Genomic DNA, 17,872 nt, shown 5'->3' on the forward strand with positions numbered 1-17,872 from the left:
ACTCCTCGAGCCTGCCCCACCTCATGAATGATCGGTCACAGCAGCTGTCCTTGCACGAAAAGATCGGCTACAGCCTGGGCGACCTGGCGGCCAATCTGATCTTCCAGACCCTGGTCACCTTCCTCGCGTTTTTCTACACCGATGTCTTCCGCATTCCCGCAAGCGCGGCCGCCACGCTGATCTTCGTGGTCGGCCTGCTGGGCGCATTTGTGTTCACGCCCATCATCGGCATCCTGGCCGATCGCACGCGCACGCGCTGGGGCAAGTTCCGCCCGTGGATCCTGTGGACGGCACTGCCGTTCGGCGCGCTCTCGTTGGCCGCGTTCAACACCCCGGCACTGGGCGAGCACGGCAAGCTCATCTACGCCTTCGCCACCTACACGCTGTTGATGCTGGTGTACGTGGCCAACAACCTGCCGTATTCGGCCTTGAGTGGCGTGCTCACCGGCAGCATGGAGCAACGCAATAGTTTGTCGGCGTATCGCTTTCTGGCGGTGACCTTCGCGCAGTTCATCATCCAGGTGCTGTTGCTGCCGCTGGTGCTGATCCTGGGCAATGGCGACAAGGCGCAGGGCTTTCGCAACACCATGGCGTTGTTCGCCGCGATCGGCACGCTGTGCTTTTTGATCACCTTTTTCACCACCCGCGAGCGCGTGCTGCCGATCACCGAACAGCGCACCAGCGTGCGCCAGGATCTCACCGATCTGGTACGCAACAAGCCGTGGCTGGTGATGCTGGCGCTGACCATCCTGGTGTTCATCAATCTCGCCATGAAAGGCGGGATGTACATCTACTATTTCAAGTACTACCTGGACGCCGGCGCCTTGGCGCAGTTCCTGGACAACGGCGGCTTCAACCGCTTCATCGGCGCCATCAACAGCGTGCTCACCGGTGCCGGCATGAGCGCGCTGCAGTGGCCGCAGGATCCGCCCACCTCGGCCTTCAGCGTGTTCAGTGCCGGCGGCATCCTGGCGATGATCGTGGGAATTGGTTTTTCCAAGCGCCTGGCGGACCGCTACGGCAAGCGCAATGTGTTCGGTGGCGCGCTGCTGATGTCCACCCTGTTCCTGCTGGCGTTCTACGTTTACTCGCCCACGGCGATCGGCTGGGTGTTCGTCTCCTACATGCTGCACGGCTTTTTCTACGGCATCACCATCCCGCTGCTGTGGGCGATGATCGCCGACGTGGCCGACTACTCGGAATGGAAGAACCACCGGCGTGCCACCGCCATCATCTTCTCGGCCATGTTGTGCGGCCTGAAGATCGGGCTGAGCGTGGGCGGCGCCCTGGTCGCCGGCATCCTGGCGTTCTACGGCTATGACGCGGCAATCCCGCAACAGAGCGCCGCGGTCACCGGCGGCATCCGCCTGGCCATCAGCGTGTATGCGTCCATTCCGTTCCTGCTCGGCACCGCGCTGCTGGCGCTGTACGAGATCGACAAGGCGCTGGAAACCCGCATCGAACACGAGCTTGGCACGCGCCGCCAGGCCGCGCCGCTGGCCGCCGGCTGACACCCCTCCCCTCCCTCTCATGCACAGGTACGCGCATGTCCAATGAACTGGAAGCCGCCGCACTGCAGGCCCTGGCGCGCACCGCCATTTCCGCACCGCTGGTCAGCCACGTCTACACCGCCGACCCGTCCGCGCACGTGTTCGACGGCGCGCTGTACATCTATCCCTCGCACGATATCGATGCCGGTGTCGCCTTCAGCGACGATGGCTCGCACTTCGACATGGCCGACTACCACGTGTTCCGCATGGCGCATCCTGATGCGGCGGTGGAAGACCTGGGCCAGGTGCTGCACGTGCGCGATGTGCCGTGGGCACAGCGCCAGATGTGGGCACCGGATGCCGCGCAACGCGATGGCAGGACCTACCTGTATTTCCCGGCAAAACGGGCCGACGGCATCTTTCAGATTGGCGTGGCGGTCGGCGATGGACCACAAGGCCCGTTCGTGGCCGAACCCGAGCCCATCGCCGGCACCTACTCGATTGACCCGGCCATCTTCGCTGACGACGACGGCGCGCATTACCTGTATTTCGGCGGCATCTGGGGCGGCCAGCTGCAGCACTACCGCGACAATGTCTACGCGCAGACCCATCAGGAACCGGCCGACGATGCGCCCGCACTCGGCCCGCGCGTCGCACGCCTGCGCGAGGACATGACGCAACTGGCAGAACCCACCCGCGAGATCGTCATCTTCGACGAACACGGCGCCCCGCTACGCGCCGGCGATCACGCCCGCCGTTTCTTCGAAGGCCCCTGGGTCCACCACCACGCCGGCCGCTACTACCTGTCGTATTCCACCGGCGACACCCACCTGATCTGCTACGCCACCAGCGACTCCCCGTACGGCCCGTTCGTCTACCAGGGCGTGCTGCTCGACCCGGTGGTCGGCTGGACCACGCACCACTCCATCTGCGCGTTCGAAGGCCAGTGGTATCTGTTCTATCACGACGCTGTGTTGTCGGGCGGCCAGACGCATCTGCGCAGCATCAAGATGACGCCGCTGGAGCACACTGCAGATGGGAAGATCGCGCGCATTTATCCGTATGGAGAAACGGCCGTGTCGCCTTGGTGACATGCTGGTGGAGTGTTGCTGGTTGGGATGTCCAGGAACCGGTCATTTGCTTGCTCGTGACATACACGGGCACTGCTCGCTTGGGTGAACCTGCGCATCGCTTGAACGTCTGTGTGGCGACTGGCTCTTGATCGGGCAGGCACGAACTTGAGGTTCACTATATTGCTGACTCACACGCAATCTCGATGCGCGCTAGCGTTCTCAACGCAGCGCTGAGCAACCTGCACGGTAGCGCCCAGTCAACACGCTAGAGCTCGTCGCATCTCGGTAAGTGATGCCCTGCACAAGGTGCATCCAGACGCATCGTTGCTACGTAGGCCTAGGAACGTATTTCTCTTGGGTGAGGTTGCCATGCGGCAGGGTTCGATGCTGTTCTTACTGACACTCGCAGTCTGCGGGAGTGCAAGCGGCAGCGAGCCGCGTCCCGCATTGCCCCGCGCAGACAGCGTTGACGTGCCGCGCTTCATGGGCGACTGGTACGTCATCGCGCATATTCCCACCCGGCCCGAGCGCAAGGCCTACGATGCCGTGGAGCGCTATGCGCTGCGGCCGGACGGCCGCATCCAGACCACCTTCACCTACCGCAAGGGCAGCTTCCAGGCGCCGCTCAAGTCCATGCATCCGATCGGCCAGGTGGCGAAGGAAGGCAATGGTGCGCTGTGGAGCATGCAGTTCTTCTGGCCATTCAAGGCCGAATACGTGATCGCCTGGCGGGATGCGGCCTACGCGCAGACCATCGTGGCGCGCAGCAAGCGCGATTACGTCTGGTACATGGCGCGTACCCCGCAGGTGTCCGATGCCGACTATCAGCAGGCTGTCCAACGTATCGCCGCCATGGGCTATGACGTGTCAAAGCTGCGCCGAGTACCGCAGTCACAGCGGTAAGAGTGCAACCAGCTTAGCGATGCAGTGACTGCATCGCCGGCTCTCGCACGCGGGCTGCGTCAAGCGTCCTTGTCATCCACGGAAAACTCCCAGCCGTCATTCAAGCCACCCAGGGGCTTGGCCTCCACGGCCAGCTCCTCCTCGAATGCCGAAATCGCCTTGTGCGACGGCACCATGGTCGGATACACCGTCACATCCATCGGAAACGCGGTGTTTTCCGGATAGTGGCAGCAACGCACCTTTTGCTCGAAGCGCAGCAGCGTCACGGAAAATTCCAATGCCGATTCTTTCGTCGGGAACACCACGGAAAACGCAATCTCCCGAGGCTTGGAAAGATCCACCCCTTGCTGGGCGATGTGCCAGAGGGTGTCGCCGTTATCGTCGTTGGGATACAGGTCCGGATGTCGTTGCATGTGAGCTTCGGTCTTTGGCGGCCGGTTGGCAGAGGAAGAATTCTAGCGCCTGGCTTGTGAAGCCTGTCATTAACTGCGGCCTGAAATCGAATCGTGTGATAATTCTTTTCGAGCCCACGATTCTTTTTAGAATTACGTCATTTCCGCTTTGTCAGCTAGCGTATTCGATCCCCCAATTATACCTCCGATCTGAAATTTCTGTATATTAATAAATATATCTTTGCGACACGACATTGATAATCCAAAGAGCACGAGGATTCCGGGCCTGCATCTTGACTCCTCCATGCATCGGTAGCACACTCCTGCACGGAGCGTAGCAACTCCACAAACAGCGGCGCCCACCCCCGTAAAGCGGTGGTTTTTTGTGCCTGATGTTCGGGCACATGCTCGGCGTCTTCACGTCGGGAGGGCGGCGAATACAACACCCGCAAGGGAAATAAGCCCGCCGTCTGTTTGCGGTTGCTAACCTCCCGGCATCCCGCCGCATCGTGCGGCGGGAGCCTGTTCCGGAGGAGTGAGCATGGAGCAGTCTCTGTTCGGGTATTACCTGCTGCCGGAAGACGCGCAGCTTCGGTTGGTGCAAACGCGCGATCATCTACGCTTCCTCTCAGTGTTGGCACGTCCCCGTTGCATGCCGACCTCAGGCATCAACGAGACTCCCGTACCGATCGATGCTTTGGCGTTTTGCTTCGATCTGTTAGCTGAGCAATTGGATGATGTGCTGATGCAGACCAAGGTGCCTGACGAAATGACAGAGCGACGTGCTTCGTCATAGCATGCACATGACTTGAATCAACATGGGCAATCGCTTTGGTCCCGATCTCGGCTACCTATTGTTGCTTTTACGAGCTATAAGAAATCTGACAGAGAAAAGTGCCAAGCCACTGAACATCGTCTTTCAAGGGAATTTTTCAGCGATGCACTTGGCAAATGAAGGGAGCATGCGGAATGAAATTTAAAGCAAATCTAGTGGTAGTCGTAGTGCTCATCTGCTTGGCAACTTCTTGTGCAACTGCCAAACCGAAGGCTGAAGAACCTCGAGGAACAAAGATGACAACACACACTGAGCTGACACCCCAAGTCCTGATGGATCGCTTCTTATCCTTGATAAGAGATGTCGAAAATTTCGACGAGCTGTCGCCATTGGTTCTTGAAAGGTATCTAGAAGTTCCCTTCACCAGGAATGCAGGTGAAAACTCTGGGTTCTATGTGCTCGATCAATCCTCTCCTTATTCAAAATATACCACCACTTACAACTTCGACGAGAAATTTTCGGAGTATTCGAATGTCACTCTGGAACTTTTACCGCCGAGCAGCATTCCTCCTTCAACCGTTCCTCCTTGCGAGCTAGTCTTTGAGAAATACGACAAGGCCTTGAAAGACGCTGGATTCAAAACTGAAATAGGATATTGGTCTTACAATGAGTTTGGGCGGGTCCTGTCTTTTCAATACTTACGTAAGAATATACGTGCCCAGATCAATCCATGGCACCCTGTCTCCGTAGACCCCCAAAGAAAATCAAGAGAAAACTGTGTCAAGTCGATAAGTCTGCACAAGTTTGAGGAGTAACGATAATGGCAAACGCCAACACTCAATTGCAGTCCATATTGGCGCAGTTCGCGGGTCGGTCAGATGTCACCCCCGATCAAGAAGCGCAGTTACGCTCGACGATTGCGTCCGATCCGGACCTTACACAGAGACTCAATCAAGAAGCAGCCAGCGGCCATCTGAAAGGATTCTTACCAGGCGTTGGCGGCTCCGAACCGCTGACGGGCTCCTACGACAAGGCATCCGGAATCGTCACCCTCCCGGCGCTTGATCCAGGATCCACACCGACGGCGAGCTTGCGCGGTTCGCTCCGGCTGCAAGAGATGGGTATGCGTTTCGCAAATAGTTCGTACATAGATGCAAACCAACAAAGCCAGCCTGTAACGCAAGATATGGTCACCAACCTGCAGGCGACAATCAACAGTTCGCCGACGCTGGCGAACGAGATGAAGCGAGCTGTTACGACCATTGACAGTAGCGACCCCCAAAAACGCATGCTGCTGGAAAATTTCGCTCCTCTCAGCGGCACGATTGCAGGTGGGACGTTCAACCCTATCAGCAAAACCATGAGCATTCCACCAGCTACGGTCGGGCAAACCCAGAGTCAATTCAATAAATTCAACGCTACTGATCTAACATTTGTTCTTGGTCATGAGACGCAGCATGCCTTCAATCAAGTAAGCATGACCAACTCATACAAACAATTTGATTCCGCGGTGAAAGCGATTGCAAAAGACAATAATCCGGTCAACGATTACACGCTCCCCGTGGAGAATCTAGTTAAAAATGCGCGCGACGATGAGGCCAAGGCTCAGATTTCAGGTTGGAACGCATTGATTGATCGGGAGCGACAAATCAACCCAGCCGTCGATTTGAATGCAATGAGACGGCTTGGAAACGGCCGTTTGGATGACTTTGTTGAGGCCAATCCGAACAACAGGACGCAGACACAAGCGCGGCAAGGGATTACGTTCAATCAGGACGGCTCAATGCCCATGACGCCTCAGAATCTGTCTGCACAAGCGACCTACTACTTCGACAAACAACCCAAAGGCACGCCAGGACTTCCGCAAAATCAGACGACAGGCATTGGATTCCACGGCGACTCGGACTACCCCAACTACTATGGAGCCGGCGCTGTCAGCCGTGCGATTGCATTCGACAGGGCCTATGCGCATCCAGTGGGTGGGGTTGCCCCGCAAATGCAGCTTGATATGCAACGCCTGCGCTTCAAAGAAGAGCTTTTAGAACATAACGGAATTACGCTGCCCCCAGGCACCACCGCCACACCGCAGATCTATTGGGACACTGGCAGCAATCCGCCAACCCGCGGGCTGTTGCAACATACAAAAGGATCGCACCAGCACATCAGCCCGACTCCCGACATCGATCCTCAACAGCCAGCACTCAACGTACCCGGCAAGACAGGGCAACCAGACAGTGAGTTGCTGGAGAAGATCCGTAGTGGCGTTCGCAGCCTTGACCAACAAGCGGGGAAATCGTGGGATGAGAATAGCGACCGGCTGAGCGCAAGTTTGATGCTGATGGCTGCAGAAAAGGGCTTTACAGCAAAAGACGATCTGAAATTTGCGTTCAATTCACCAACGGAAAAGATGGCGGGCGGCGAAATCCTGCACATGTGGCGAGAGGGCCACCAGTCCCCCGATCCGGCTGCACATCGAGCGCATATGACTACACAGGAAGCGCTTTCTGTTCCTGCGGATCAGCGTATGGCACAGGTGGAAGTAATCCAGCAAACAAAGGCGCAGGAAGCCATACAGGCTCAACAACAAGAGAATGTGCAGACACAATCAACACAAGCTCGGTCGATGTGAAAAACCATCGGTAGCTAGATGCCACACTTTGAAATGGAATCTACCAAGTAAATAGCTGCCAAATTATTTCTGAATTCCTGCTTGCTCACACTCTTGAGCCTCAGTCCGCTTTGCAATTCGGTAGTTGGCCTCATCTTTGGCCTGAAGATAAGCCGCGCTCACAAGACCCGCCTGTACGCAGATTTGCGAAGCGTCCCCCTGACGCTTTGACCTGCCCCCACCGGCCATACCAGTGATTACTGATAAAGCCCGGGGTTGAAGGGTACTGCGTTGTTGCCGGTTTGTGCTCGGTGGTTGGAGGCAAACTGCGCTGGCGGGATGCGACCACAGCTGCTGTGCGGACGTACCTCGTTGAAGTCACGCCGCCAATCGGCGATGACCTCGCGAGCCTGGATCAGCGACGTGAACCAGTGTTCGTTGAGACATTCGTCGCGGAACTTGCCGTTGAAGCTCTCGATGTAGCCGTTCTGCATGGGTTTGCCGGGTTCGATCAGGATGTGTTCGATGCCACGCTGCTGTGCCCAAGTGATGAAGGCGCGGCTGGTGAACTCCGGGCCGTTGTCCGTGCGCACCGCGCGGGGATAGCCGCGGAAGCAGGCGATCTGCTCCAGCACACGCACCACGTAAGCCCCGCTGATGCCATGGTCCACCGCGATGTCCACGCATTCATGGGTGAAGTCGTCGGCGACGGTCAGGCATTTGATGCGGCGGCCACTGGCCAACTGATCAAAGACGAAGTCCATGCTGATTACCTCGTTGGGATGCCGCGCTGGCCGTAACGGCTGCCGCTGTGCCGCCGGGAACTTGGCCTTCTTGCGCCGGCGCACGCTCAGCTTCGCCTCGCGGTACAGACGGTAGATCTTCTTATGGTTCACCTGCGGAAACTCCGGGCGCAGCAGGTCGTGCAGGCGGCGATAGCCGAAGCGGCGACGCGCCTGCGCCAGTTCCACCAGTCTGGCCGACAGGGTTTGCGTCGCCGGCGTGGGTGTCGGCGCGTGGCGGAAAGCATCGCGGGAGATCCCCGCAAGGCGACAAGCCCGGCGCTCGCTGATCGACGTCAGCTCGCACATGCGCCGGATTGCCTCGCGCTTGCGTTGCGGGGCTAGCGTTTTACCCCGAACCCGACCTTCAGCGCCTCGATGTCCAGGTGCGCCTCGGCCAGCAACCGCTTCAGGCGGTTGTTCTCCTGCTCCAGCTCCTTCAGGCGCTTCGCGTCTTCGGCCTCCATGCCGCCGTACTTGGCCCGCCACTGGTAGAAGCTGGCCGGGCTGAAACCGTGCTGGCGGCACAGCTCAGCCACCGCCATCCCGGCATCCGCCTGCTTGATGAATCCGATGATCTGCTCGGTGGTGAAACGACTCTTCTTCATGTCCGTCCTCGTGGTTGACGGACTTTACAGCTTCACGTGGTACGGCTCAGTGGGGGCAGGTCAATGGTCATAGCCCTCTGGCAAACTGCGGGACGGAAGCGTGCATTCAAGCACTGAAACCACCAAGTACTAGTTGGATTAGTACGCAATGCCGGAAAATCGAGCGGTGACACAAGCAGTTCGTCCCAAGCCCCCTCACTTGCTAGCGAGCTCTCAATATTGATGAGCTCATCAGACTCTCTAATAAAAGAATGCCACCTTTTAAGAACCTGTTCACGATCTTCTGAGTAATAGTGCCAAGAAGGCCAAATGGATGAACTGCAGGCTGGTGTTGAGTTTGCGCTCGCAGTTCTTCCATAGCCTTCGGTTCTTCTCCAGCCAAGCAAAACTACGCTCGACGATCCATCGCTTGGGCATGACCTTGAAGGTGTGCAGTTCGCTGCGCTTGGCAATCTGCACCGTGAGCTGCTCGCCTAAAATCTCTCGCGCGCCGTCGGCAAACCGTACGCCGGTGTAACCGCTGTCGCACAGTAAGCTTTGTACATGCGTCAAGTTTGACTGGCAGCGCTCCAACGCCTGCAGCGCACCTTTGCGGTCGGTCACCTCCGCCGTCGTCACCGCGATTGCGTGGGGCAATCCCTGAGTATCAACAGCGATATGCCGCTTGATGCCCGACACCTTCTTGCCCGCGTCATATCCCTTTTGCCCCGCTGTGTCCGTGTTCTTTACGCTCTGCGCGTCCACGATCAAGAACCTGGTGCAGGCGTTGCGCTCCTGTCTGGCGCGGGCCACGCCAACCTGATTTTTTAAGTGCCTGCTCCAGCAGGCTCACTCCCTCATCGTCGCACTCGCTCCACTTGGCAAAGTACGAGTGCACGGTCCGCCACTTCGGAAAGTCGCTGGGGAGCGCTCGCCATTGGCAACCGGTTCGCAGCACGTACAACACTGCGCACCACACCTCATACATATCCACACGGCGTGGCTTGGTGCGCTTACGCGCTTGTTCCAGGATCGGCAGCACGTGTTCGAACTGCTCCCGGCTCATGTCACTCGGATAGATCTTTTGGCGCATCCGCATAGTCTGCACTGATCAGGAAAGATCGTGAACAGGTTCTAAGGCAGTCCGGCCCGTCAAGATCACCGAGCCAGCCCACGAGGTCTTCTGTGAAAAGTGAAATTTGATCATCAAGTACATTCCGCAGGACATCACCGCCTACACGCTCTCCGTTTTTAAATTTCGCGATCATTATTCAGCTCGCTAGTTGGCTCCCCATTCTATGGCAGCGCAATTGCAGGGGAAGTGCTGAAATTGGCATTAGATCTGCGTCATCGAGAGCACTCGCTCAATTCTTTGAATTAATTAGTGCTACTCGATGACATCTTGCCTTGTACGTCAAAGTGGCCGTACTGACCGAAGCTACTTCAAGGAACCTTAAGGCACCCAAATCAAATTCATCAACTGCGGGTCCGCGGTGACCTTGACCAGCTTGCCGCTAGGGCCGAACTGCACCTGATATTCGGAAAAACTGTCACGCCAGTAGCGCCACAGCGAGGCGTCCAGATTGGGGTTCTCGCTGCTGATCGGGTAGCCGACCGCCATCAGCACCTGTTCGCGGGTCATGCCGCCGGTGAGCTTGCCTTCGGTGATGGCCAGGCGAATCTTGGGCGGGAAGGTGGCCAGCTTGAGCTTGGGGTCGGCGGTGACCACATAGCGTGCGGCGAAGGCGGTGTTGTCCAGGTCGCGGCTGTAGTCATTACCGATGGACTGCTTCTCGCCGGCGACCTTGATGTTGACGCGGTTGCGGCCAAAGCCGGTGACGCTGACCGGGGTGCCCACGGCAAGCACGCGCTTGCCATCTTCGGCGTAGTTGCTGTCGCTGATCCAGCTGCCGTCGGTGCGCAGGTTGCAACACAGGAAGCCGTCGTACTTGGTGACGTCGGCGGCCGTGGTCAGGCCGGAGGCGGTGAGCAGGCTCAGGGCCAGCAGGGAAGAACGCAAACGCATCGTACAGACTCCTTTCTCGACGGCCGTGGCCGCGCGGCAATGATGGGGTGAGGCGCGCCGCCGTTTCCCCAACGGCGCGCCCGCATTGTCGCAGCCTCCGCCGGGTTGGCAAGCCGGGTGACGCAGGTCGCCGGGGGTTGTGTATGCTCGGGGGGTGGAGACGCTCTCACCCGCCGAGATTGCCGAGCAGATCGCCGAGTTGCGACGCGCACACCGCGCGTTGGACGAGGAGATCCAGCGCGTGCCTGCCAATGTGGACGACGAGCTGCAGATGAAGCGCCTGAAAAAGCGCAAGTTGCACCTCAAGGACTGCATCACCCGGCTGGAAATGGAGCTGGTGCCTGACGAGCCGGCGTGAGGTTGGTGCGTGCGGCCGCTTGGGTTTGCTTTGTGGTTGTTGGTATCGGCAGCGCGTAGATAGGCAGTTGGGTCACTAAGAGCGGCTAACAAAACGTAGCGAGCAGTCGTCAGGTGGGTGCGGACGGCGCGGAGGAACCGGAATGTACGTGGGTACATGAGGATTCCGAGCACCGGCCGCGCCCGCCTGGCGGCTGCGCAGTAGTTTTGATAGCTGCTCTAAGTGATGCAGGCAGCGTTTGTCTGATGGCCACCGCGGGCTTTAGCTGAGGCTCGTCGCGTTGGTCGCTTGGGCCGTACCCTCACCCCAACCCCTCTCCCGGGGGGGAGGGGCTTTGTGTCCTTGTTTTTGGGGCTAAATGCGGCCTGCTGGCGAGTCGCGCCCTTGTCCTAGCCGGCGCGCAGCAGGATCTTGCCGCTGCGTCCGGGCTCGTCGCTGGCCGCGGCGGCCTTGGCGGCATCGTGCAGGTCGAACACCGCTTCCACCGGCAGCGCCAGGCTGCCATCGAGCGCGGCCTTGAGCAGTTCGCCGATCATGCGGCGCTTGTCCTCGGCCTTGGTGGCCTGCATCACCTTGCTGCCCCAGAAGCCGCGCACGGTGGCCTGCTTGAAGATCACATCGCCGCTGGAGATCTGCAGCGGCTCGCCGGTCATCGAGCCAAAGGAAATCAGCTCGCCGCCTTCGGCCAGCAGCGCCATCAACTCGCCGGCCGCGCTGCCGGCGACCGAGTCGATGGCGCGCACGATGGGCGCATCGCCGGCCAGCGCGCGCACCTTGTCCTGCCAGCCTGCTTGCGCAGTGGAGATTGCGTTGCCGATGCCCAGCGCTTTCAGCTCGTCCACGCCGGCGTCGCGGCGCACCAGGTTGATCACGTTGATGCCGCGCGCCGCGGCCAGCATCGCCACCGTCTTGCCGACCGCACCGTTGGCGGTGTTCTGCACGATCCAGTCGCCCTGTTTCACCTGCAGGAATTCGATGAGCATCAGCGCGCTCAGCGGCATGGCGATCAACTGGCAACCGCGATCGTCGTCCAGGCCATCCGGCAACGGCACCACGCCGGAGGCGTCGGCAAGGAAGTACTCGGCCCAGGCCTCGTGCACACCGGCGGCAACCACGCGCTGGCCAACCTGCAAGCCCTCGACGCCCTCACCCAGCGCATCGATCACACCCGCCGCTTCGCTGCCGCCGATGGCTGGCAGTTCCGGCTTGTAGCCGTAATTGCCGCGCACGGTCCACAGGTCGTGGTTGTGGATCGGCGCACGCCGCATCGCAACGCGCACCTGGCCCTTGCCTGGCTGGGGCGTGGGGCGCTCGCCCAGTTCGAGCACCTTGGCCGGATCGCCGAATTGGGTATGGATGGCTGCGCGCATGGAGGTCTCCTGCCGGGCACGCTCTTGCTGCGACGCGCCCGATCGTTGTGAAAGGTGGCGCGATGCTATCGACAGTGCTGCAAGGAAGGGATGAAGCGAACGGAACTGCTGTGTGAAGTTGTTGGCGTGCGCGCGTAGTGACGATGCTCTGCTGCAGCGCTGGAGGACTGCGTGCAGGCCGACCCTCATCCGCCCTTCGGGCACCTTCTCCCGGGGAGAAGGGAGGCGCCTTGCGCGTCTGCGCCTACCTAGACGTGCCCTGCCATTGGCCCACCCTCACGTACGGCGGAGACGATGGGGTTTGTACCGCCGTCTTACTCCGCCGGCGGCGACACCACATCCGGCTTTGCCGCTTCCGGGCTGACGCGTTCGATGGTGTGGCGCAGCTCGCGGCCGAGGATGAACTTGGCGTCCTTGGCCCACGCGTCCAGGCGCTCGTCGAACATCAGCTTGCTGTTCTCGTCCGGCCATACCAGGCGCAGTTCGCGCAGTTTCTGGATGAAGCTGCGGAACAGGGTCTTGTCGAAGAACTCCGGCGCGGCCGGTGCGTACAGCAGGCTCAGACGTTGCGCGGCCTGCTGGCACAGGCTTTCCAGCTCGCCGGCACCGAGCACGCCGGGGCCGTTCTTCACCAGCACCGAAATGGCGATGTAATAGCGCTCGAACGCCTGCTGCAGCGAATGGCCGATCGCACGCAGGCGGAACACTTCGTCGGTCTGCCCGGTGTTGCGCGCCAGGATGCCGCCATCGTCATCGGTGACATTGAGCAGCAAGCCCTCGCGCACGAACATGTCGATGGTCTGCTCGATGCGTTCGGCGAAGCGGTCCTCGCTCCACGGCAGGAATAACTCGGCCTGCAGGAACGGGTACACCGTGCGGCCCAGCCGCCACAATCCGGCGCGGCTCATGCGGCGGTTGTTCTGGAAGCAGCACGCCACCCACGAGGAGGCGGTGAACAGGTGCAGCACGTTGTTGCGGAAGTAGCTCAGCAACACCGCGGTATCGCCACTGACGCTCAGCACATCGCCCAGCGGGTGCGAGACGCGGGTGAGCACGTTGATCTCTTCGGCGTGGGTGATGATGCGCGCCGGCGTGTGCGGCGTGACCGTGACACGGTCCGAATACGGCATTTCGGCCAGCAGCTTCTTGCACAGTTCGATCTGCGCGATCAAATCGGCTTCGCCCATCGCATGCTTGGGCGTGGACAGCAGCGCCAGCGCGAGCAGGTTGATTGGATTGACGTCGGCGGCGCAGTTGATGCGGGTCTGGATCTGCGTGGCCAAGGTGTCCACCGCCGGTGCAAGCCAGGTCGGCTTTTCATCGTCGGGCAGTGGTTCGCCATTCCATTCCGGCGCGTGCTTGGCCAGCACGTCATTGAGCGCGATCGGCTCGCCGAAGTTCACCACCACCTGGCCGTAGTTCTGCTTGAGCACCTTGGGGATGGACCACAGCAGGCCCCAGATCGATTCCTTTTCCTTCGGGCGGCCGGTGAGTTCGTCGAGATAGCTGTTGCCTTCCATCAGCTTTTCGTAGCCGATGTACACCGGCTGGAACAGCACCGGTTTGCGCGGCTGGCGCAGATACGCGCGCAACGTCATTGCGATCATGCCGCCCTTGGGCTGCAACAAGCGCCCGGTGCGCGAGCGCCCGCCTTCGACGAAGTACTCGATCGAATAACCGCCAGCCACCAACTGCGCCACGTATTCGCTGAGCACCGCCGAATACAGCGCATTGCCACGGATGCTGCGGCGGATGAAGAACGCACCGCCCTTGCGCAGCAGCGTGCCCACCACCGGCAGGTTGAGATTGATGCCCGCCACGATGTGCGGCGGCACGATGCCGCGCTCATACAACAGATAGCTCAGCAGCAGGTAATCCATGTGGCTGCGGTGGCTGGGCACGTACACCACTTCATGCCCGGGCGCGGCCTGTTTGAGCTTGTCCAGGTGATGCACCAGCACGCCGGCGTAGATGCGGTTCCACACATGGGTGAGCAGGAAGCTGGCCGAACGCACCACCGGGCTGGAATAGTCCGCAGCGATTTCCCAGGCATAGGCGTGCGCCTTGCGCCAGGCATCGACCGGCTTGGAGTTGTCGCGCTTGGCCTGGGTGGCGATGGCTTCGCGCACCGAATCGGCGGCCAGCACCTGGTCTACCAGCAGACGGCGGGTGGACAGATCCGGGCCGATCACCGCCTCGCGGATGCGCCGGAAATGCGTGCGCAACACGCGCTGCAACTTGCGCAGCGTGCGCTCGGGCGGCAGCCCTTCGGCCATGGTCTGGCGCAGCGAGATGGGCGGCGCGAAACGCACGATGGTGGTGCGGCCATTGAGCAGCACCGAGAGCAGGCGGCGGAAGCGGCCGACCAGCGCCCAGTTTTCCGAAAACAGCACCGCAAACCAGCCGCTCTGCTTGTCCGGCGCACGGCCGACGAAGATCGACACCGGCACCAGATGCACGTCCAGGTCGGCGCGCACGCGGTGCGCCTGCAGCAACTTGGCCAGCGAATCGGAATGCGTCTTGCCGCCGCGTTGTTCGGGAATCAGCGAGTTGCTGCTGCTCCGCCGCGACAACGCCAGGTAGGCGCGCTTGCGCTCCAGCGGGTCGCCCGGCAGCGGCACCAGCGGCGACGGCAGGCCGGCCTCGCGGCAGGCCTTGTCCAGGATCAGGGCATTAGAGAGGCCGTAATCCTCGAGCACATACACCACCGGCTTGCCGTCGTCGTAGCGCCCGGGTTGTTCGGGTTCGATGGTCAGGCTCAGCCACGGGTCGGCCAGCCGGCCGAGCAGGCGCGCCCACCACGGGCGTTTGGCCACGCGTGCCGGGGCGAGCACTGGCGCGGCGGGCGCCGGTGCGTCCAGCGCCACGGGTGCGGCAGGCGGCAGCGCAGCGGCCGTTGCGCCGGTCTCGGCGCCGGCAGGGCTGGGCGGGGCGGATTGGCCGTCCGGGAACGGCAGGGGATTCTGTTCTGGCATCGCCGTCATTATCGCCCACCCGGGCCTTTGCCGGTGCTGGCAGGCGGGGCGGGCGTGGCCGCCGGCGTGTCGGGCGCCGCCGCAGCAGCGGGTGGGGACGCCGCCGGCACTGCGCGCAACACGGCCTGCACGTCGTCCTGGGTCTGCTGCTGATACCAGTGGCCCTCGCGCTTGATCAGGCTGACGCTGAGATCGATGTCGCGCGCGGCCAGCGGGTAGCGCAGGCGCACCTGGGCGCTGTCGCCCTGCTGCTTGACCAGGCCGGTGCGCAGCGCATCCAGGCTGCTGTCCAGCGACAGGTCGTAACGCTCCAACACCTTCTTGCAGGCCGCCCAGAACGGCCCGAGCCGGCGCAGGCTCTCTTCCATGCCCAGTTGCTGCAGGTCGGCATCGGACTGGATCCCGGTGGCACGCGCAGCGGCCACCAGCTCGGCGATGCTGGCCTTGGCGCGGGGGCGGTCGGCCAGCGGCGCAGTGGCGGCCCAGGCGCTCAGCGCATCCACCAGTTGCACGTAGTGGGCGCGCTGCTCGGGCTGGTAGTCGGTGCGGCTGCGCAGGTACTGCACGCCGAACTGGCCCAGCGACTGCGCGGCCTGGCGGATGCCCTGCGCCTGCCCGGCCAGTTGCTGGTCGAAGGCCTGCTGCAGGCGGCGTTCGGCATCCGGGGCCGACAGGTTGCCCAGCAAGCTGCCTACCTCGTTGGGCAGCGGCAGCTCGGTCAACGGCCAGCGGCTGGCACCACTGCGCCAGGCCGCTTCCAGTGCGGTGTATTGCGTGGGCGTTACCCGGATGCGCGCATAGGCGACCAGGTCGTTGCGGCGCAACGGCGTGGTCATGGCCTGCATCGCCGCCGCCGGTTCAGCATTGGCGCCTGGCAGCGCGGTGGCGTGGTCGCTGCGCTTGCAGCCGCCCATGCACAACAGCGCAAGCAGCAACCACCCGGCGGACTGGAACCGACCTGGGCGGACGGTGGATAGCGACATGCGCACGATGTTCCCCTGATCGATCGGCGCATCTTGCTGTCTGAATGCAGCCGCGGCAAGGCACCGGCCTTCCGTGCGGGCGCGTACGGTGCGCGGCGTGGTGACGCGCGGCGCGCTGCACGATGGCGCCGGATGTCAGGCGCTGACCGGTATTGTCTTCTCGGACAAAGTTGTCCATGCCCGCGCCCGGAGTCCTTGCCGGAGTAAGGATTCGCCCGATGCTGCAATGCATCATGTAAGCGCTTGCAGTTCCTGCTAGCGTGCGCGCCATCTCGCTCTGAGGTCGCCATCGGATGGGGCCGATGTCATTCATGCGCAAGTTCGTCACGAACGCTCTGCCCGTATGGACCGTCCGCCAGCCCCTGGCGCGCGTCGCCTGGCGCATGCTTTGGGGAAACACGCCATGAGCCGGCCACGTTCGGACAGCGGCAGCGTCACCATCAAGGATGTCGCGCGCGAGGCACAGGTGTCGGTGGCCACGGTGTCGCGCACCATGAACGGGCATCAGCATGTGGCCGAGTCGGTGCGCGAGCGCGTGCTGCAGGTGGCGCGCGCGCTGCACTACATCCCGCATCACGCCGCGCGCAGCCTGAGCAGCCGCCGCACCCACACCATCGGTGTGGTGTTGCCGGACCTGCACGGCGAATTCTTTTCCGAATTGATCCGCGGCATCGACCAGGTGGCGCGCGAGCAGGGCTATCACCTACTGGTCTCCAGCTCGCACGGCGACCCGCAGGCGCAGCGCAAGGCGCTGGAACGCCTGCCCGGCCGCGTCGACGGCGTGGTGGTGATGTCGCCGTCGCTGGGCGATTCGGGCGTGCACGAAGACGCGCTGCCCGGCGGGCTGCCGGCGGTGCTGCTCAATTGCGCCGGCACCGCCAGCCAGCGCCCGGTGCTCAACGTGGACAACTACGGCGGTGCGCGGGTGATGACCCGCCACCTGCGCGACAGCGGCCACCGCCGCATCGCCTTCATCGCCGGGCCGGACGACAACTTCGACGCGCACGAACGCCTGCGCGGCTACCGCGACGAACTGGCGCTGGATGCGCAGGCGCAGCCGTGGGTGCTGCCGGGCAACTTCGACGAAGAATCCGGCTACCGCGCCGGGCAGACGCTGGCGCAGCACGATCGCCCGGACGCGGTCTTCGCCGCCAACGACATGATGGCGCTGGGCTGCCTGTTCGCGCTGGGCCATGCCGGGTTGAAGGTGCCGCACGACATCGCACTGGCCGGTTTCGACGACGTGCCAATGGCCCGCTACGTGCTGCCGGCGCTGACCACCATGCGCGTGGACATCGCCGGCCTGGGCGCACGCGCGCTGCGGCTGTTGCTCGGCCAGCAGCTGGTGGACGCCCCGGCACCACCGGCCGATGCTGCACCGCCGGCGTTGTCGGAGATGGTCCCGGAGCTGATCGTGCGCGCATCCAGCGCGCCGCGGAGCACACCCGGTGGCTGAGGCGCGTGCGCCGCGTCGCATCTTCACGCGATCTTTGCAGTTTCTTATGGTTTTTTAACTTACGCCGTTTGCTTGATTTGGTTGCCGCTGTTCT

15 protein-coding genes and 1 other RNA gene are annotated in these 17,872 nt (G+C 61.8%); 8 read left to right on the plus strand and 8 right to left on the minus strand.

The window, feature by feature from the left end; genetic code table 11:
- Window positions 1-23: 23 nt before the first annotated feature.
- The 3 genes from ACCQ09_RS21335 to ACCQ09_RS21345 all read left to right on the plus strand — a co-directional run bounded on the left by ACCQ09_RS21335 (window position 24) and on the right by ACCQ09_RS21345 (window position 3,466).
- Window positions 24-1,511, plus strand: coding sequence for an MFS transporter (locus ACCQ09_RS21335; protein ID WP_040942110.1), 1,488 nt, complete (start codon window positions 24-26; stop codon window positions 1,509-1,511).
- A gap of 35 nt (window positions 1,512-1,546) precedes the next feature.
- Window positions 1,547-2,581 (plus strand): glycoside hydrolase family 43 protein, encoded by a 1,035-nt coding sequence (locus ACCQ09_RS21340; RefSeq protein WP_040942111.1) that lies wholly within the window; start codon window positions 1,547-1,549, stop codon window positions 2,579-2,581.
- A gap of 351 nt (window positions 2,582-2,932) precedes the next feature.
- Window positions 2,933-3,466, plus strand: a complete 534-nt coding sequence (locus ACCQ09_RS21345; RefSeq protein ID WP_040942112.1) for a lipocalin family protein — start codon at window positions 2,933-2,935, stop codon at window positions 3,464-3,466.
- Between the two features lie 59 nt (window positions 3,467-3,525).
- On the opposite strand, the gene ACCQ09_RS21350 is transcribed toward ACCQ09_RS21345, so the two are convergent.
- Window positions 3,526-3,879, minus strand: a complete 354-nt coding sequence (locus ACCQ09_RS21350; protein WP_040942113.1) for a ribonuclease E inhibitor RraB — start codon at window positions 3,877-3,879, stop codon at window positions 3,526-3,528.
- A 520-nt stretch (window positions 3,880-4,399) separates the two neighbouring features.
- Between ACCQ09_RS21350 and ACCQ09_RS21355 the strand changes: the two genes are divergently transcribed.
- From ACCQ09_RS21355 to ACCQ09_RS21365, 3 genes are all read left to right on the plus strand, one after another.
- Complete coding sequence (locus ACCQ09_RS21355) at window positions 4,400-4,654, plus strand: XAC0095 family protein (protein WP_040942114.1); 255 nt, start codon at window positions 4,400-4,402, stop codon at window positions 4,652-4,654.
- A 173-nt stretch (window positions 4,655-4,827) separates the two neighbouring features.
- Window positions 4,828-5,448, plus strand: a complete 621-nt coding sequence (locus ACCQ09_RS21360) for a hypothetical protein (RefSeq protein ID WP_228428088.1) — start codon at window positions 4,828-4,830, stop codon at window positions 5,446-5,448.
- Between the two features lie 5 nt (window positions 5,449-5,453).
- Window positions 5,454-7,262 carry an XVIPCD domain-containing protein gene (locus tag ACCQ09_RS21365; RefSeq protein ID WP_080640191.1) on the plus strand — a complete coding sequence of 603 codons (1,809 nt, stop codon included), beginning with the start codon at window positions 5,454-5,456 and terminating at the stop codon, window positions 7,260-7,262.
- 236 nt (window positions 7,263-7,498) lie between these two features.
- Here the strand turns inward: ACCQ09_RS21365 and ACCQ09_RS21370 are convergent.
- The 3 genes from ACCQ09_RS21370 to ACCQ09_RS21380 all read right to left on the minus strand — a co-directional run bounded on the left by ACCQ09_RS21370 (window position 7,499) and on the right by ACCQ09_RS21380 (window position 10,636).
- Window positions 7,499-8,631, minus strand: a protein-coding gene (locus tag ACCQ09_RS21370) for an IS3-like element ISXca1 family transposase (RefSeq protein ID WP_087942920.1) whose coding sequence is annotated in 2 segments (ribosomal slippage) — window positions 7,499-8,376 and window positions 8,376-8,631 — 1,134 coding nt in all. Because the reading frame shifts where the segments join, the coding sequence is not laid out codon by codon here.
- A 273-nt stretch (window positions 8,632-8,904) separates the two neighbouring features.
- A protein-coding gene (locus ACCQ09_RS21375) for an IS5 family transposase (RefSeq protein ID WP_108133939.1) occupies window positions 8,905-9,703 on the minus strand; the annotation gives its coding sequence in 2 pieces (ribosomal slippage) (window positions 8,905-9,433 and window positions 9,432-9,703; 801 coding nt in all).
- 360 nt (window positions 9,704-10,063) lie between these two features.
- Window positions 10,064-10,636 (minus strand): hypothetical protein, encoded by a 573-nt coding sequence (locus ACCQ09_RS21380; RefSeq protein ID WP_040942115.1) that lies wholly within the window; start codon window positions 10,634-10,636, stop codon window positions 10,064-10,066.
- 154 nt (window positions 10,637-10,790) lie between these two features.
- Here ACCQ09_RS21380 and ACCQ09_RS21385 point away from each other — a divergent pair, with 154 nt between their 5' ends.
- Window positions 10,791-10,994 carry a YdcH family protein gene (locus ACCQ09_RS21385; RefSeq protein WP_014509561.1) on the plus strand — a complete coding sequence of 68 codons (204 nt, stop codon included), beginning with the start codon at window positions 10,791-10,793 and terminating at the stop codon, window positions 10,992-10,994.
- Window positions 10,995-11,077: 83 nt separating this feature from the next.
- On the opposite strand, the gene ACCQ09_RS21390 is transcribed toward ACCQ09_RS21385, so the two are convergent.
- From ACCQ09_RS21390 to ACCQ09_RS21405, 4 genes are all read right to left on the minus strand, one after another.
- Window positions 11,078-11,152, minus strand: a non-coding RNA gene (locus ACCQ09_RS21390) — sX9 sRNA.
- A gap of 231 nt (window positions 11,153-11,383) precedes the next feature.
- Window positions 11,384-12,364 (minus strand): zinc-binding dehydrogenase, encoded by a 981-nt coding sequence (locus ACCQ09_RS21395; RefSeq protein WP_040942116.1) that lies wholly within the window; start codon window positions 12,362-12,364, stop codon window positions 11,384-11,386.
- Window positions 12,365-12,678: 314 nt separating this feature from the next.
- Window positions 12,679-15,348 (minus strand): glycerol-3-phosphate 1-O-acyltransferase PlsB, encoded by a 2,670-nt coding sequence (gene plsB / locus ACCQ09_RS21400; protein ID WP_040942117.1) that lies wholly within the window; start codon window positions 15,346-15,348, stop codon window positions 12,679-12,681.
- On the minus strand, window positions 15,348-16,322 hold the full coding sequence (locus tag ACCQ09_RS21405) for a hypothetical protein (protein WP_040942118.1): 975 nt from the start codon (window positions 16,320-16,322) through the stop codon (window positions 15,348-15,350). Before ACCQ09_RS21405 ends, plsB begins: the two co-directional genes overlap by 1 nt.
- A gap of 403 nt (window positions 16,323-16,725) precedes the next feature.
- Between ACCQ09_RS21405 and ACCQ09_RS21410 the strand changes: the two genes are divergently transcribed.
- Window positions 16,726-17,778 (plus strand): LacI family DNA-binding transcriptional regulator, encoded by a 1,053-nt coding sequence (locus tag ACCQ09_RS21410; protein ID WP_040942119.1) that lies wholly within the window; start codon window positions 16,726-16,728, stop codon window positions 17,776-17,778.
- Window positions 17,779-17,872: the final 94 nt, after the last annotated feature.

The organism is Xanthomonas sp. NCPPB 2586 (assembly GCF_041475775.2).
GTDB lineage: Bacteria > Pseudomonadota > Gammaproteobacteria > Xanthomonadales > Xanthomonadaceae > Xanthomonas > Xanthomonas campestris.